13 protein-coding genes and 1 pseudogene are annotated in these 16761 nt (G+C 69.8%); 11 read left to right on the forward strand and 3 right to left on the reverse strand.

Going from position 1 to position 16761, the window contains the following annotated elements; genetic code table 11:
* Positions 1-326, forward strand: a pseudogene (locus QH470_RS05300) (hypothetical protein); the annotation flags it as partial.
* Between the two features lie 12 nt (positions 327-338).
* Here QH470_RS05300 and QH470_RS05305 read toward each other — a convergent pair.
* Positions 339-1484: a citrate synthase 2 gene (locus QH470_RS05305; RefSeq protein ID WP_280271127.1), complete on the reverse strand. Its 1146-nt coding sequence runs from the start codon at positions 1482-1484 to the stop codon at positions 339-341.
* A gap of 322 nt (positions 1485-1806) precedes the next feature.
* Between QH470_RS05305 and pdxH the strand changes: the two genes are divergently transcribed.
* The 8 genes from pdxH to QH470_RS05345 all read left to right on the forward strand — a co-directional run bounded on the left by pdxH (position 1807) and on the right by QH470_RS05345 (position 10858).
* Positions 1807-2457 (forward strand): pyridoxamine 5'-phosphate oxidase, encoded by a 651-nt coding sequence (gene pdxH / locus QH470_RS05310; RefSeq protein WP_280271154.1) that lies wholly within the window; start codon positions 1807-1809, stop codon positions 2455-2457.
* A 78-nt stretch (positions 2458-2535) separates the two neighbouring features.
* Positions 2536-3819 (forward strand): MFS transporter, encoded by a 1284-nt coding sequence (locus tag QH470_RS05315; protein ID WP_280271128.1) that lies wholly within the window; start codon positions 2536-2538, stop codon positions 3817-3819.
* A gap of 235 nt (positions 3820-4054) precedes the next feature.
* A complete protein-coding gene (locus QH470_RS05320; RefSeq protein ID WP_280271129.1) occupies positions 4055-5368 on the forward strand; it encodes a citrate synthase in 1314 nt (437 codons plus the stop codon).
* 249 nt (positions 5369-5617) lie between these two features.
* Positions 5618-7366, forward strand: a complete 1749-nt coding sequence (locus tag QH470_RS05325; protein WP_280271130.1) for an ATP-binding protein — start codon at positions 5618-5620, stop codon at positions 7364-7366.
* Between the two features lie 2 nt (positions 7367-7368).
* The gene (locus QH470_RS05330; protein ID WP_280271131.1) at positions 7369-7629 is read left to right on the forward strand and encodes a hypothetical protein; all 261 of its coding nucleotides are present in this window, start codon (positions 7369-7371) and stop codon (positions 7627-7629) included.
* A 49-nt stretch (positions 7630-7678) separates the two neighbouring features.
* Entirely contained in the window at positions 7679-8827 is a 1149-nt protein-coding gene (locus QH470_RS05335; protein WP_280271132.1) for an AI-2E family transporter, read from the forward strand.
* Between the two features lie 354 nt (positions 8828-9181).
* Entirely contained in the window at positions 9182-10390 is a 1209-nt protein-coding gene (locus QH470_RS05340; RefSeq protein WP_280271133.1) for a GNAT family N-acetyltransferase, read from the forward strand.
* A 78-nt stretch (positions 10391-10468) separates the two neighbouring features.
* Positions 10469-10858 carry a YccF domain-containing protein gene (locus QH470_RS05345; RefSeq protein ID WP_425302610.1) on the forward strand — a complete coding sequence of 130 codons (390 nt, stop codon included), beginning with the start codon at positions 10469-10471 and terminating at the stop codon, positions 10856-10858.
* A gap of 3 nt (positions 10859-10861) precedes the next feature.
* Here QH470_RS05345 and QH470_RS05350 read toward each other — a convergent pair whose 3' ends face one another.
* On the reverse strand, positions 10862-11299 hold the full coding sequence (locus QH470_RS05350) for a MarR family winged helix-turn-helix transcriptional regulator (protein WP_280271135.1): 438 nt from the start codon (positions 11297-11299) through the stop codon (positions 10862-10864).
* Between the two features lie 51 nt (positions 11300-11350).
* Here QH470_RS05350 and QH470_RS05355 point away from each other — a divergent pair, with 51 nt between their 5' ends.
* Positions 11351-11599, forward strand: coding sequence for a DUF2530 domain-containing protein (locus tag QH470_RS05355; protein ID WP_280271136.1), 249 nt, complete (start codon positions 11351-11353; stop codon positions 11597-11599).
* A 104-nt stretch (positions 11600-11703) separates the two neighbouring features.
* On the forward strand, positions 11704-12318 hold the full coding sequence (locus QH470_RS05360; RefSeq protein WP_280271137.1) for a TetR/AcrR family transcriptional regulator: 615 nt from the start codon (positions 11704-11706) through the stop codon (positions 12316-12318).
* A 27-nt stretch (positions 12319-12345) separates the two neighbouring features.
* Here the strand turns inward: QH470_RS05360 and QH470_RS05365 are convergent, their stop codons facing one another.
* Entirely contained in the window at positions 12346-15090 is a 2745-nt protein-coding gene (locus tag QH470_RS05365; RefSeq protein WP_280271155.1) for a sacsin N-terminal ATP-binding-like domain-containing protein, read from the reverse strand.
* Between the last annotated feature and the right edge of the window lie 1671 nt (positions 15091-16761).

Genomic DNA, 16761 nt, shown 5'->3' on the forward strand with positions numbered 1-16761 from the left:
CGCTTCGGCCCCGGGCGGCGCGGGGCCCTCCTTGTTTCAACCATACCCACCCCCCCCCCCCCCGCCCCCCCCCCCCCCGCCCCGGCCCCCCCCCCCCCCCCCCCCCCCCCCCCCCCCCCCCCCCCCCCAACGATCCGGTCCTGCGGCTGGACCTGGAACTGCGGGCGTGGGACGAACCGCAACCGTGGCGGGTGCGCATCGTGCAGCCCGTCCCGCTCCCGTCGATCGAACTGGTGGACCTGGGCAGACATCTGGAGGTCGCGTTCTTCACCGTGGACCGGGGCGAGTCGGTCGCGGTGGACTGGGAGGCCTCCGCCGAGACGTGACCGGCGCCGAAACTACTTGCGCGCCACGTTCTCCCAGCCCGTGACCGAATCCGCCGGGCGCGGGTCCGGGCCGGTGTAGATGGCGGCCGGGCGGACCAGCTTGCCCAGCTTCTTCTGCTCCAGCACGTGCGCGCACCAGCCGGCCGTGCGGCCACAGGTGAACATCGCGGGCATCATGTGCGCCGGCACCTCGGCGAAGTCCAGGATCACCGCGGCCCAGAATTCGACGTTGGTCTCGATGGCACGGTCGGGACGCCGCTCCCGCAGTTCCGCGAGCGCGGCCTGCTCCAGCGCCGCGGCCACCTCGAAGCGCGGAGCGCCCAGCCGCTCGGCGGTGGCGCGCAGCACCCGGGCGCGCGGGTCCTCGGCCCGGTACACCCGGTGCCCGAAGCCCATCAGCTTCTCCTTGCGGTCCAGGATGCCCTTGACCAATGCCCGTGCGTCCCCGGTCTTCTCGACCTGTTCGATCATCGGGAGCACGCGCGCCGGGGCGCCGCCGTGCAGCGGGCCCGACATGGCGCCGATCGCGCCGGACAGGCACGCCGCGACGTCCGCGCCGGTGGAGGCGATGACGCGGGCGGTGAAGGTGGAGGCGTTCATGCCGTGCTCGGCGGCCGACACCCAGTAGGCGTCGATGGCGTCGATGTGGCGCGGATCCGGGTCTCCCTGCCAGCGGACCATGAACCGTTCGGTGATGGTCTCGCACTCGTCGATCTTCCGCTGCGGCACCGCGGGCTGGTAGATGCCGCGCGCGGACTGCGCCACATAGGACAGCGCCATCACCGAGGCGCGCGCCAGGTTCTCCCGCGCGGTGTCGTCGTCGATGTCGAGCAGCGGCTGATAGCCCCAGATCGGCGCGAGCATGGCCAGCCCGGCCTGCACATCGACCCGGACGTCGCCGGTGTGCACCGGCAGCGGGAACGGCTCGGCCGGTGGTAGGCCCCGCCCGAACTCGCCGTCGACCAGCAGCGCCCACACATCGCCGAAGGTCACCTTGTTCGCGACCAGGTCCTCGATGTCGACGCCCCGGTAGCGCAGCGCGCCACCGTCCTTGTCGGGTTCGGCGATGTCGGTGGTGAAAGCCACCACGCCTTCCAAACCGCTGACGAAATCGGGGGGTACGGCGGGGCCGGTAGAAGCCGCAGCACTGGCAGTCATGTTGTGACGCTCCTTGCAATTCGGGCCGCACGATGCGGGCGGCCACGCGGTATTCGATCCGGCGCTCGTGCGGTTTCGCGTGCCCTCACACGCTCTCCCCCGAAGGGCTCCCCACTCCCGCCGAATCCGATGCGACGTCGCCGGCCGCGGCCTGTTCCGACAAGCCGGACGCGCGCGTCGATCAGTAAGAACCTTAGTCCTTCGACTACCCCGGAGTAACGTCTGGCCCATGCGCGACGAGCAGAATTCACCTGGGGCAGCGGCGCGGCCCGAGGCCGCCGGAATCGACCCGGCGCTGCGGGCGCAGCTGGATATCGCGGCCATGCGGGCCGAGTACGGCGGCGACCCGGATCTGGACGAGTCGTGGCTGGTCGAGGGCTGGGAACCGCTGCTGCGCAACTGGATCGAACAGGCCACCCGCGCCGGTATCGCCGAGCCCAACGCGATGGTGCTGGCCACCGTGGAACTCACCGACGCCGGCCCGCGCCCGGCCTCGCGGACCGTGCTGTGCAAGGGACTGTCGAGCGAGGGTGTGACTTTCTACACCAATTACGACTCCGCCAAGGGCAACCAGCTCGCGGCGGTCCCGCACGCCTCGATCACCTTCGCTTGGCCCGCGCTCGGCCGTCAGGTGACGCTCCGCGGCCCCGTCACGACCGTGCCCTCGGAGGTGACCTCCGTGTACTGGCGATCGCGCCCCCGCAATTCGCAGCTGGGCGCGTGGGCGTCGCAGCAGTCGCGGCCGATCGCCTCCCGGGCGGACCTGGACAAGACGCTGACCGACGTCACCGCCCGGTTCGAGGGCGTGGAACAACTTCCGGTGCCCGCGAACTGGGGCGGCTATCTGCTGCGTCCCGAACAGGTCGAGTTCTGGCAGGGTCGGCGCAGCCGGCTGCACAACCGGATCCGGATGCTGCTGGAGGCGGGCAATACCGATCCCTCCGCGATGAAGATCGAGCGCCTGCAGCCCTGACCACAAGCCTTGTAATCATGGGATGACTCACCGAAAATCGGTGACCGTGGCACTGATCGCACCGATACCCTTCCCTCGGTGAAGCTCCTCGCGGACACCGCTCCGCTACACGATCGGGACTATCGCCGCCTGTGGGTCACGGGCATCGTCACGGTGATCGGCGCGCAACTGTCCGTGGTGGCGGTGCCGCAGCAGATCTTCGAAATCACCGGCAGCTCAGGGTATGTCGGCATGGCCGGGTTGTTCGGCCTGGTGCCGCTGGTCGCCTTCGGCCTGTGGGGCGGGGCGCTGGCCGATGTGATGGATCGGCGCAAGCTGCTACTGATCACCAGCGTCGGCACCGGCCTGACCGCGCTCGCGTTCTGGGCGCAGGCCGCGGCGGGACTGAACAACGTGTGGCTGGTGCTGGGCCTGTTCGCGGTGCAGCAGGCGTTCTTCGCGGTCAACCAGCCCACCCGGGCGGCGATCTTCCCCCGGCTGCTCCCGGCGGAACTGCTGCCGGCGGCCAATTCGCTCAACATGACGGTCATGCAGTTCGGCGCGATCGCCGGACCGGTGCTGGCCGGCGCGCTGATCCCGGTGGCCGGACTGCGCACGCTGTATCTGCTCGACGCCGTGGCGCTGCTGGCCACGCTGTGGGCGGTGTGGCGGCTGCCCGCGGTGCCGCCGACGGGCACGCAGCGGCGGGCCGGGCTGCGCACCGTCATCGAGGGGTTCACCTATCTGGCGAGCCAGCGCATCCTGCTGGCCTCGTTCGCGGTCGACATCATCGCGATGGTGTTCGGCATGCCCCGCGCGCTGTTCCCGCAGATCGCCCGTGACAGCTTCGGCGACCCGGCCGGTGGCGGCGTCGCGCTGGGCCTGCTGTTCGCGGCGATCTCGGCGGGCGCGGTCGCGGGCGGGGTGTTCTCCGGCTGGCTGAGCCACGTCCGGCGGCAGGGACTGGCCGTGGTGGTGTGCATCGCGCTGTGGGGGCTGGCGATGGTCGGGTTCGGGGTGGCGGTCGGCGCCGCGGGACACAGCCTGCCCGTCCGCACCGGATTGTGGATCGCGCTGGCCTGCTTGGCCTTCGGCGGCGCGGTCGACATGTTCTCGGCCGCGCTGCGGACGACCATGCTGCAGCAGGTGGCGACCGACGAGATGCGCGGCCGGCTGCAGGGCGTGTTCATCGTGGTGGTCGCGGGCGGGCCGCGGATCGGTGATGTTGCCCACGGTTTCGCGGCCGCCGCGCTGGGAACCGCCGTGGCCGCGGCCGGCGGCGGAGTGCTCGTGGTGATCGGGGTGGTGATCGCCGCCGCGGCGCTCCCGGCGTTCGTGCGGTATCGGGTCCCTCGCGCGCACGCCGAGGTCCCGGCGCCCTAGCGACACTCCGGCCTGCGATAATCACCCGCACGGCGCAGACCGTACGGTCGTCCCGGGGAGACTGCGCCATTATCATGCCGACACGGTCCGGCTCACCTCGCAGACAAGTGACCGTGAGGTAGTTAACGCCGACCCTCGCTGATCACCTGCACCACCCAGCGACTAGCGTTGAGGTAGGCGCATCGCACGCCGACCGCGTCGGTGCCTACGGTTCTAGCCTGAGAGGGATCCTTCCGTGCCCGCTGAGAACATCATCAACGTCGACGACGACGCCAAGCCGGTACTGTCCTACCCCGGTGGGGATTACGCCATGACGGTCGCCAAGGCCGCCGAGGGCAACGACGGGATCGAACTGGGCAAGCTGCTGGCCAGCACCGGATACGTCACCTACGACCCCGGTTTCACCAACACCGCGCCGACCAAATCGTCGATCACCTACATCGACGGCGAGGCCGGCATCCTCCGCTACCGTGGCTACCCGATCGAGCAGCTGGCCGCCGGCTCGAACTTCATCGAGGTCAGCTACCTGCTGATCTATGGCGAGCTGCCGACCCAGGCCCAGCTCGACGACTTCACCGACCGGATCCGGCGGCACACCCTGCTGCACGAGGATCTGAAGCGGTTCTTCGACGGCTTCCCGCGCAACGCGCACCCCATGCCGGTGCTGTCGTCCGCGGTGAACGCGCTGTCGGCCTATTACCAGGACTCGCTGGACCCCCGTGATCCGGAGCAGGTCGAGCTGTCCACCATCCGACTGCTGGCCAAGCTGCCCACCATCGCGGCGTACTCGTACAAGAAGTCGGTCGGCCAGCCGTTCCTCTACCCCGACAACTCGCTGTCGCTGGTGGAGAACTTCCTGCGGATGACCTTCGGCTTCCCGGCCGAACCCTACGAGGTCGACCCCGAGGTCGCCGCCGCGCTGGACATGCTGCTGATCCTGCACGCCGACCACGAGCAGAACTGCTCCACCTCCACCGTGCGCCTGGTGGGCTCGTCGGACGCCAACCTGTTCACCTCGGTGTCCGGCGGCATCAACGCGCTGTGGGGCCCGCTGCACGGCGGCGCCAACCAGGCCGTGCTGGAGATGCTCGACGAGATCAAGGCCGGCGGCGGTGATGTGAAGGAATTCATCCGCAAGGTCAAGAACAAGGAAGACGGCGTGAAGCTGATGGGCTTCGGGCACCGCGTCTACCGCAACTACGACCCGCGCGCCACCATCGTCAAGAAGACCGCCGACCAGATCCTCGGCAAGCTCGGCGTGCAGGACCCGCTGCTCGACATCGCCAAGGCCCTCGAGGAGGCCGCGCTCACCGACGACTACTTCGTCGAGCGTCGCCTCTACCCGAACGTGGACTTCTACACCGGCGTCATCTACCGCGCCATGGGCTTCCCCACCCGCATGTTCACCGTCCTGTTCGCGATGGGCCGCCTTCCCGGCTGGATCGCGCACTGGCGCGAACTGCACACCGAGCCCATCAAGATCGGCCGCCCCCGCCAGATCTACACCGGCTACGGCGCGCGCGATTACGGCGACATCGACGGCCGCTGAGCCGTTTTCACGATTCCGCTCGCACCGAGGCCCGCTTCCGATGAGGAGGCGGGCCTCGGTGCGTTCCGGGCGCCCGCGCACAGAATCATTCCGTAGCAGGAGGCGATCCGGCTCGCGAGCGCACAGACTGGAAAAATCCTGTCCGGACAGGGAACTGAAGCCGGGCGGGTTCCGTCTAACCGGATGTAGAGGTCAAACGATCGATCGGCGGTTGGCGGATCGGTCTTGCGGAACCGTTCGGGGGAACATATGAAGTCGGCAACCATCAGCGTCCACCACGAGAGCCACAGCAGATCCGCGCGACACGAGTTCGCGCGACGGCTGGGCGCTCTGCACCGGGCCGCGGGGGCGCCCTCGCTGCGGAATGTCGCGATGCTGGCGCAGCAGCGAGCCGAGGAGGGCAGCGGTCAGGGGCGTTCGGCGCTCGCCTCGGCCCAGCGCATCAGCGACTGGATGAGCGGGCGCAACGTGCCCGCCAAGTTCGAATCGCTGCTTCCGGTATTGCAGGTCTTGCACGCGCGGGCCCGGCGGCGCGGCGGCACCCCCGGCGAGGCGGCGCATCTGCGGGCCTGGCGGTCGCTGTGGGCGGCGGCCCGCACGGCGCCGATCGGGGAGCCCGTCGTCCCGGCGGCACAGCTCTACCCCGACTCCGGCGCGTATCGAGAGGAGCACGAGTCGGTGTTCTTCGGCAGGCAGCGGGCACTGGCCGCGCTGCTGGAGTTGGTGCGCGCGTCGGCGAGTCCGCACCGATCGGCCGATCTCGTGGTGCTGACCGGCGCCTCGGGCATCGGCAAGTCGTCGCTGCTGCGGGCGGGATTGCTCGCGGTCCTGGCCACCGAGACGGACCGATGGACGACGGCGATCACGAACCCCAGCGCCGACCCGGAACGCACCTTGGCCCGAATCCTCACCGACACAGCCGATTTCGCGGACAACGCCGACGAGGACACCCGAATCCAGCCGGACCGGCGCCCGCTGCTGATCGTGGACCAGTTCGAGGAACTGTTCGATCCGAGCGTGGAACCCGCTGCGCGCGAACGCTTTCTGCTGTCGTTGAAGCGGCTGTGCGCCGTCGGCTCGGTCGTCGTCGCGGTGCGGTCCGACCATCTGGCCGACTGTGCGCAGTATCCCTGGCTCGCCCACGCGATCCAGCACAACAGTTTCACGCTGAATCCGATGACCCGCCAGGAACTCACCTCGGCGATCACCGGACCACCGCGCACGCGCGGCGTGACAGTGGACCCGGGAGTGGTGGAACTGCTGCTCACCGCGCTCGAGACACCCCGGTACCCCACCGACCGTCAGCATGCCGACCCCGGTGCGCTCCCCGTCCTGCACGCCACCATGCGCTCGATGTGGTCGCGTCACACCGACAACCGGCTGGACGTCACCGGCTACCGCCGCGTCGGCGGGCCGGAGCGCACCGTGCGCACCGTCGCCGAGCAGGCGTGGACCCGCCTGACCCCCGACCAGCAGGCCGATGCCCGCCAGCTGCTGCTCGCGCTGGTCACCGTGCATCGCGACGGCAGTGTCACGCGCCGACGGCTGGCGGGCGCGGAGTTGCGCCGGATCGCCGGACAGACCGTGTCGGGCGTGCGGCTGGTCGACCGGCTGGTGCGCGAGCGCCTGATCACCGTCGACTACCGACACGCCACGCTGGTACACGACACCCTGCTCGGCTGGGAACGCCTGTCCGGCTGGATCTCCGAACATCGCGCCGCGCTGCTGTGGCGTCACCGCATCGAGGACGACGCCGCGGAATGGGATGCCGCCGACCGCGATTCCGGGCTGCTGTATCGCAGCATCCGACTGACCTCCGCGGTCCGCCACGCCAGTCCGGCGCTGAGCGCGGTCGCCACCGAGTTCCTGCGGGCCTGCGCGCGGGCGGAGCTGGCCTCCCCTGAGGTCCGCGAGGAACTCAGCCACGAGCCGACGGAGGCGGGCGCACCGTCGCCCACCCGCCCACCGCGCGGCACCTCGGAGTTCATCAGGAGCTGACCATGACCGAACACCGAGACCCCGAGCGGGCCGCGGACGACCGATATTCTTTTCCGACAATGGAATTGCCGATGGTCGACCATCGCGTCCCCGGAGTGCTGGCCTGTCATACCGACCCCGGCCCGCTCTCCCCCGAGCAGGCCCACCGCATCATGCAGCGCCATCTCGACTGCGGCGTCGACATCTGCCGGATGCGCCGCCGGGCCCGGCACACCCTGGTCGAGGCGAGGCGCATGGTGCTCGATCAGCGCGCGGAGCCCTGATCTCGCGTCGTAACCAGGAAATTGCCTGAGCATCGGCCAGACTGAGGGCATGGCCGCGCAACCACCTGCGGGAGAACACCGCCGGATGCCGCCCTGGCTGCCGCGCGCGATGGTGCTGGGTTTCGTGTTCCTCGGCCTGTTCGAACTGGCGGACTGGGCGTTCCACCGGTTGCTGGGAATTCTCGTCATCATGCTGGTGGCGTTCTTCGTGTCGCTGGCGATGGAGCCCGCGGTCGGTGTCCTGGTGGGCCGCGGCATGCCCCGGGGCCTGGCCACCGGTCTGGTGTTCGTCGCCGTATTCGCCTGCGTCGCAGGCTTTATCGCGGCGCTCGCGACGCTGCTGGTGGAGACCGTGAGCAACCTGGCGAACGAGGCGCCGCAGCTGATCAACGACCTCGTCGACTGGGTCAACCGCACGTTCCACCAGAATTTCACGCTGCACGAGCTGTCCGACCGGCTGCTGCGTGACTCCGACATCATCAACGGCTACGCCTCGCGGGCGGCGAACAACGTGTGGGGCGTGTCGAGCACCATCCTCGGCGGGCTCGCCCAGTTCCTGACCATCGCGCTGTTCAGCGTCTACCTGACCGCGGACGGCCCCCGGCTGCGCCGCGCGCTGTGCTCGCTGCTGCCACCGGAACGGCAGGACACCGTGCTGCACGCCTGGGATCTGGCGATCGAGAAGACCGGCGGCTACCTGTACTCCCGCGCTCTGCTGGCGGTGATCTCCGCGGTCGCGCACGGCGCGTTCTTGGCGGTTCTGGGACTGCCGAACGCGGTGGCGCTGGGCGTCTGGTTCGGTGTGATCGCCTCGTTCGTGCCGACCGTCGGGACCTATATCGCGGGCGTGCTGCCGGTGCTGGTGGCGCTGACCATCCGGCCGATCGACGCGGTGTGGATCGTGCTGTTCTCGATCGTCTACCAGTGGTTCCAGGACTATCTACTGCAACCGCGGATCACCCAGCGCACGGTCGACGTGCACGCGGCCATCGCGCTGCTGGCGGTGCTGGCCGGTGGCGCGCTGCTCGGCGCGGTGGGTGCGCTGTTGGCCATCCCGGCGACCGCGACCGTGCAGGCATTTCTCGGTGAGTACGTGAAACATTATGCGGTAGAAGAGGATCCGCGCATCGAACGCACCGCATCGGCCCGCAGGCGGCGGCGAAAGGCCGCGGCCGAGCGCGACAGCTCAGCCGAGTAGCCGCCAACATACTTGCCGCACTGTTCGATTCGAGCGCAGCCCGACCCGAGCGGCGTCCGATTCGACCGACAAGCGGTTGTTAAGCGGACGGGAAGCCCGCTCGCGCACAGTAGTTTCCGCGAGGGCGAAACCTCGCACACCCGGCCCGCGTCGCGCCGGACTGTCGGCTGGGAGGGGACGACAGGCCGGACAGGTCACCGATGCGGGCCGGGCCCGGCTTTCGGACGCGCGGGGTGGCCAGTGCGGGCAACGGGGCCCGTACGACATCGGAGTCCGGCCACTCCGCGCTCCGGAACGAGGCGCCGGCGCGTTAATCGGGTGCGTCGGCGCGGGTGCGCGTGCGATCGTCGACCCATGGCGATCGCATCCGACATCACCCTGAGGACGCCGACCGAGGCGGATCTGGCCGCGACCGGGGCACTGCTGATCAATGCGTTCGGCGGTCCACCGGAACCCGAGATGGAGCGGGCCTTCACCGAGCAGAGCCCGAGACTGTTCCCGCTCGAGCGCCGGATCGTGGCCGTCGCGGGTGACCGGATCGTCGGCCACACCCAGGACACCACCATGACACTCACGGTGCCGGGCGGACGCACCGTACCGGCGAACGGCGTCGCGGGCGTTGCGGTGGCGCCCACGCACCGGCGTCGCGGCATCCTGCGCGCGATGTACACCGAGATGCACCGGCGGGCCGAGGCCGCGGGGTTGCCGCTCACCATCTTCACCGCCAGCGAGGGCACCATCTACGGCCGCTTCGGATACGGTCCCGCCGTCATCGAGAACCGGGTGTCGATCGACCGCCGGTTCGCCGAATTCCGGCCCACCACACCGGATCCCGGCGGCGTAGAGCTGACCCCGATGAACGACGACGTGGCCGTGGCCGTCACCCGTCTCTACGACCGCTGGCGACGACTGACTCCCGGCGCTCAGGAGCAGCCGCATCCGGCGTGGCAGCTGAAGCTCGCGCGTTTCGGCGCCGCGCGGGGACTGTTCGCACTCGTCCACGCCGACGGGTACGCGCTGTATCGGCACGAACGGTCCGAGGCCGGGCTGGGAGTCGACGTCCTCGAGTTGCGAGCGGTCACCACCGAGGCGCACGCCGCGCTCTGGCGCGTGCTGCTCGGCCTCGACCTGGTCCGCACCGTGGAGGCCACCCTCGGCACCGACGACCCGCTGCCGTACCTGCTCACGGACCCGCGACTGGTCCGTACCACCGGACGCTGGGACGGGCTGTGGCTGCGGGTCATGGACGTCCCGGCCGCGCTGTCGGCCCGCGAGTACAGCGGTGATCTGAACCTCGTACTGCAGGTACACGACCCGTTCGGCGCCGCCGGCGGGACCTTCGCCCTGCGCGTGCGCGATGGTGTCGCCGCATGCGAGCCCGCCACCGGGGCGCCCGATGTCGAACTCGGCATCGACGTGCTCGGCAGCATGTATCTGGGTGCGCACCCCGCCCGCGCGTTCGCGGCGGCAAACCGGCTGCGGGCCAAGGATTCCGGCCACGTGCACGCACTCGACGCGGCCTTCGCCGCGGACCGGGCGGCGGAGCTGGGCTGGTTCTTCTGATCAACGGTGCGCGAACAGCGGATGGTGGCGACGGTAGCCGGGCGCTCGCGGGCCTGGCATGCTGGAGGCGTGACCCTGATCCGGTTCGTCCTGAATGTGCTGTGGCTGGTGTTCGCCGGTTTCTGGATGGCCGTGGGCTACCTGCTGGCAGGCATCGTCTGCTGCATCCTGATCGTCACGATCCCGTTCGGCATCGCGTCGTTCCGCATCGCGGCTTACGTGCTGTGGCCGTTCGGGCGGGAAGTCGTGGCGCGGCCGGATGCCGGGGCGCCGTCCCTGGTCGGCAATGTCGTCTGGGTCATCTTCGCCGGGTGGTGGCTGGCACTGGGACACCTGCTCACCAGCATCCCGCTGTTCGTCTCGATCATCGGGATCCCGTTCGGCTGGGCCAATCTCAAGCTCATCCCCGTGTCGCTGATGCCGCTCGGGCGCGAGATCGTGCCCAGCGAGGGAGCGTTCGCCCGCTGAGGGCTATTCGGATTCGGCCACAATCTGTTTCATGATGTCGACGGCGTCGTCGAGCACCCGCAGCTGGTCGGAACTCAGCCCGGCCAACTGCTCGGTCATCCAGGCCTCGCGGGCACTGTTCTCGTCCTGGATCAGCGCCCGGCCGGCCTCCGACAGCGAGACGATGATCTGACGGCCGTCGGTGGGGTGCGGGTCCCGTTTCACCAGTTGCAGTTCCGCCAGGGAGGCGATCACGCGCGTCATCGACGGCGGCTGCACCCTTTCCTTCGCGGCCAGGGCCCCCGGCGTCATCGCACCCTCGCGGTTCAGTGTCGCCAGCGCCGACAGCTGGGTCAGCGAAATCTGCGCATCGGCACGGCGGCCCCGTAGATGTCGCGTCAGACGCACGACCGTCAGCGAGAGTTCGGCCGCCAGCGCACGTATGTCGGAAGGCGTTGTCACAGAGCCAAACGATACGGGACGGCTCAGACAGGAGACGCGTGTTCACGCCGTATGGTGGACAACGTGATCCAGAAAGTGCCGGAGATTCCGCCGCGGCTGACCGACCCGCGTCCCGTGCTGGCGGTCGGGTCGGTGCTGTGGGCCGTCGCGACGGTGCTGGTGTGGGTCAACGGCGATTGGGCCGATGCGCGGCCGGTCTGCCTGATGGGCTTGGCGGTCGGATTGCTCGGATACACCATCTTCGCCATCCAGCGCCGCGGTGCGCGGCGGGGCGACAAGGGCGCCCAGACGGGACTGTAAGCGTTTCAACTCACCTCTTGGTCATGCGTCCATGAACGCCTTCCGCGGCACGCGAATTGACTGCACGGCTCATTCCCGCTTAACTGCGTTGAGTGTCCTCCCGATTGAGCGTCGAAGAACGTCGAGCCCACCTTATCGAGGCGGCCATCGGACTCGCCGAAAAAAAGGGTGTAGCTGGTGTGACCACACGCGATGTGGCTCAGGCAGCCGGAGTTTCGCTCGGTGTGGTGCATTACTGTTTCGAAAACAAGGACGCGCTGATGACCGAGTTGGTCAAGGCGTTGTCGATGGAATTACGCGATTCCGTGGAGACCAACGAAACGGTCTGGCAGGACGTCGGAAGTGGAAAAGAATCGCTTCAAAGTTTGGTGCGCGCAAGCCTCGAACTTCTGTGGTTGAACATCGAAGCCACGCCAGAACGACAGTTGCTGACCTACGAAACCACGACCTACGCGCTGCGCGAAAGCGAACAGACACCGGCGAAACTCGCCATCGCCCGCGAGCAGTACGCCTTCAACGATTCCACCGTCGGGGATGTGCTCGAGCACGCCCGTGACGCGACCGGGACCGAGTGGCGCGTGCCCGTCCCGACGCTGAGCCGATTCACGTTGTCGGTGATCGACGGGATCGTGTTGCGGTGGCTGGTGGACAACGACAGTGCCGCGGTGCGCGGGCAACTGGATGTCCTGGCGGAGATGATCACCTCTTACAGCGCCTGAAACCCGTAGTCGCCGAAGAGGTTTCGGCTACTGCGGCAGGTCGTCGACCGGGTGACGGCGCAGGTGGGTGGTGTCGCCGTCGGTCCACCAGGGGACGTCGACGGTGGCCTCGTAGGCCCCGGACAGGCGGACTCGGAGGCGGTTGTGCAGGACCAAGGGGCCGTCGGGGGTGGGGTGGCCGGATTGCAGGCGCAGGACGACGCCGAGCGGTTCGGCTGCCCAGCTGGTCAGCGTGCCTTCGCCGAGCACTTCGGCGGTGACGGCCTCCGATACCAACGGCAGGTCGAGGAGGGTGGCCAGCGCGGGGGCGGTGTCGATGTCCCCGGCTACCAAGCGGTTCGGGGGGATGGCCAGGCCGTAGCAGGGATGGTCCAGCACCAAGGCTTCGGCGGGGTCGATCACCGTGCCCGACAGTGCGCGCACGCGCTCGGGGAGGGCTAGTTCATCGAGGTCCAGCCGGTCCAGCACGGCGGCGAGGCGGCGGTGGGCCGTGGCGATCGCGGCGGGCGAGGGCGTCAGGCTCGGATCGGCGAGGGCGTCCAGCAGCGCGGTGGCCAGGTCCGGTGTGATGGTTTCCGGATCGGCCAGGACCGCGCGCAGGGTATCGAGCTCGGCGGGGGTGAATCCGGCCGGATCCGGTAGCAGGTCGGCGAATACCGGGTCGTCGGGCGCGCGGAACAGGCCGAGCGGCCGGCCGTCGATGTGGGCGTGGCGGCGCAGCCACCAGGCGGTGTAGCCGTCGGGGTCGGCGAGCAGGCGGCGGGTCGCCGGCTCGGACAGCAACAGCCGCAAGGCATTCGGCCACGCGGCGTCGTCCACCAGGTCCAGGTCTCGGACGGCGGCGAACTCCGGCGGGTCCTCCGGCAGGCTCGCCCACCAGTGCTCTTCGTCGTCGAGTTGATGATCCGGGCCCGTGGGGTCGCTCTCGGAGACGACGGTGAAGCCCCAGCCGACACCCACGGCGCGCAGCGGCGCGGCGCCGTGGCGCTCGGCGAACTCGGAATCCACCGTGCCGAACGGGGAATCGGGCACCAGCACCGCGGCCAGCGGGGCGCCGGGCAGCAACAGTTCATCCGCGGGCAGGGTGACGCCGGTGTCGTCGGGCAGCTCGAGCAGGCCCAGCCAGGACGGCAGACCGGCCGCGTCGGGGCCGGTGGCCGAGGTCAGCTGCGCGGCCAAACCCAGTACGGCGTCGACGGTTTCGGGGTCGCCCGGCTCGTGTTCCAGTTCCGCTCGCAGCGCCGGGTCCGCGAGCAGGTCCCCGGCCGTGACCGGGCGGGCGCCCAGCCGGGCCAGCAGTTCGTGTGCGGCCTCGGGGTGCACCAGGCGTGCCCATCGCACGGGAATCGGCACGGCCAGCCGGTCATCCAGCACCACCGTGCGCGGGCCGGTGACGAGACGCCCGTCGGCCAGCGGGACCGCCAGCGCGCCCAGTTCCTCGACCGCCAGCGGATCGGCGACGAAGGGCTCCAGCGCGTCGTAGAGCGAATACCACCACTGCGGAGGACGTTCCAGGCCGATCGACAACTCCGCTATCCGGGCCAGGCCGATGCGGTGCACGTCGAGCACGGCCAGCGCCTCCGACGCCGTTCGACCGGACAGCTCCGGAATGACCAGCGGGCCGATGACATCCGCCAGGAGTGTGGCCAATTCCGCTGTGACACCGGTGAATACGCTCGCGCGCTGCGGTGCGGCGGTGGTCTCCGGCCGGGACCGGCCGTGCTCGTCGACCACGGGCAGCCAGGATGCGGTGCGGAGTTCGGCGGTCAGGGCCTCGCGCAGCAGTCCGTCGGTCTCGCTGCGGGCGAAGCCGGGTGCGGGCACCAGGACCAGGCGGTCGCGCGGCGGCAGGGCGCGCGCGAAATCGGCGTAGCCGTCGGCCAATTCGGCTATCCGCGCGCCCGGCAGCACGCGGCGGCGGTCCGGTTGCATCGGAATGTCGGCGATGAGCAGAGCGGGGACGGAGAGTTCTTCGTCGGAGCGGGTGGGGGCGCGCAGGACATCCGGTTCCACGGGGTGCGGACGGCCGTCGCGCACGGGAAGCAGCCAGCGTGAGCGGCCGGTGGAGTACTGCCACCAGGTCTCGTCCCGGCCGGGGCCGGTGATCCGCAGTTCCCGCACACCTGAATCGAGTGTGGTTACGGCGCTGGTGATTTCGTCGTCGCCGATCCGGATGAGTTGCAGCGCGGGTAGTTCCAGGAGCAGGTCGGCCGCCTCGGCGCGCATCGCGGCGAGGAGTTCCGGTGCGTCGACGTCGGGGCGCAACCGGATCACGATCTCGCTGTCGTAACCCGAGGCGGGAGCCGTGGCGCTCGGCCAGGCCAGCCGCAGGGCCGGTGGGACGAAGTCGGTGTCGTCGGGGAGGCGAATGTCGTTACCGCGCAATTCGTTCCAGGTCTCGGAACGGGAGAAGCGCACCGATCCGGTGGTGGACCGGAATTCGATCTCGTCGCCGACGGCGAGCACGGCGGTGAAACCCACTCCGAACCTGCCCACCGACGACGCGGCGCCCGGTTTCGCCGATACGCGCAACGCCGTCAGCGCGTGCACGCCCGAGATATCCAGCGGGACACCGGTATTGGCGATATGCAGGTCGGTGCCCGCGAGCCGCACCACGAGCCGGCCGGGCACCGCCGCCTTGGCCGCGGCATCGGCGGCATTCTGCGCCAGCTCGGTCAGCAGGCGATCACGGTAACCGGCACGTACCAGGTCGGCCTCGGTGGCGGCGTCTTCCCGCAGCCGTGTCGGCGAATCCCGCCAGGCCGCCAGCACCCCCGCGCGTAGCGCCGCCGTCTCGAACGGATCGGCACCCGCTCCCTCGGCGCTCAGCGCTCCCCCGCCGACCCGGACTCGCCATGCTCCACCCGCACCGCCGAAACACCCCACCCATCGCTGTACTGCCCCGCGTCCCGAGCGCCCCCCGACTCCTCGCCCTCCCGAACCTCGGACACCACAGCCCCCACCTCAGCCACAGCCTCCGCAACCTCCCCACTCCCCGAACCGGACCCCGCCCCGCCGGAGCCCTCCGCACGCACATCATCGTCCACAGCATCCGTATCCGACCCCACCGCACCCACTTCCGGCGAGGCGTCCGACACGGACCCGGCAGCGCCGGTCACATCCGACGGTTCCGAGCGCGTGGTGTCATCCGCGGCACCTGCACCCGACACAGCCGCACTCGGCTGCACACCCTCACCGACTGCACCGGACCCGGCAGTGACGTCATCAGCCGCCGCTGACTCGGCGGTATCGGACGCACTCGCCGGCGCATCCTCATCGGCCGCCATGGTTCCGGCGGCACCGTCATCTACCACCACCGACTTCGCGGGGGCGTCGGCGGCCGACGCGGACCCGGCAAGACCGTCATCAGCCGACACGGGCTCGGCAGCACCGTCGACGGCCGTCGTGGACTCGGCGGTGTCGGACTCACCAGGCGGCGCAATCCCATTCGCTACTTCGGACGCGACAACTTCGTCATCAACCGCCGCAGGATCGGCGACAACGCTGTTATCCGCAGCTGACTCGGCGGTATCGGATGTGACGGACCGGTCCGTGCCCGCGGCGTCGTCCGTGGTGGACAGCGGGGCGGTCGGTTCGGGCGTCGCGGGGGAAGGGTCGGATACGCCCGCGGCGCTGTCCGCGCGCACGGCATCGTCTACGGCGTCGGTGTTCCGAGCCGCTGCGTCGAGGCTTGCCGTGGGTGCCTCGCCGGTGGAGTTGTCCGTGGCGGCGATATCTATTGCCGCCGTTTCGGATTCCGCGTCACCCGCGTCGGGGGTCGCTTCCGCACCCACATCCGCCGATGTCTCGGCACCTGCGGAAATCTCAACCCCTGGCGATGCCTCAGCGCCTGACGACATCTCAGCGACCTGCGAAGCCTCAGCACCCGCCGACACCTCAGCGACCTGCGAAGCCTCAACATCCGCCGACACCTCAGCACTCGCTGACGCCTCAACGTCGGCCGACACCTCAGCGCTCGGCGACGCCTCAGCGTCCGTCGAAGCCTCGGGGTCCTTCGAAGTCTCGTCACCCGCCGACGCCTCAGTGGCGTTGTGCGAGATGGATTGGGGGTTGGCCACATCCGACCCCGCGGCGTTGTCCGGGACGGTCTCAGCGACCTCCGGGGACGCCACCGTGGACGGTTGAGGCTCGGTGGCTTCGGAGGCCGTGGCGACATCGGTCGATTGGGCGGGGCGGGGCTCGTCGGCAGCGGACAGGGATGCTTGGGCGTCGGCTTCCAAGCCGGGCTCCCGGCCCGTTTCCGGGCGGTCGCCGGTCACCGCAGCGCTGGTGTCCGCCGCGGCATCGGCGGGGTCCACCACGGTCGAAGCCGCCTCGCGAGTGGTCTCCACGGGCGAGGCACCCGTCACCGAACTCGCGCGATTCTTGGACTCGCCCTCGTCAGCCGCCCCAGCGGCAACAGCCGATTCAGCAGCCTCCCGG

The organism is Nocardia wallacei (genome assembly GCF_029868745.1).
Taxonomy (GTDB): domain Bacteria; phylum Actinomycetota; class Actinomycetes; order Mycobacteriales; family Mycobacteriaceae; genus Nocardia; species Nocardia wallacei_B.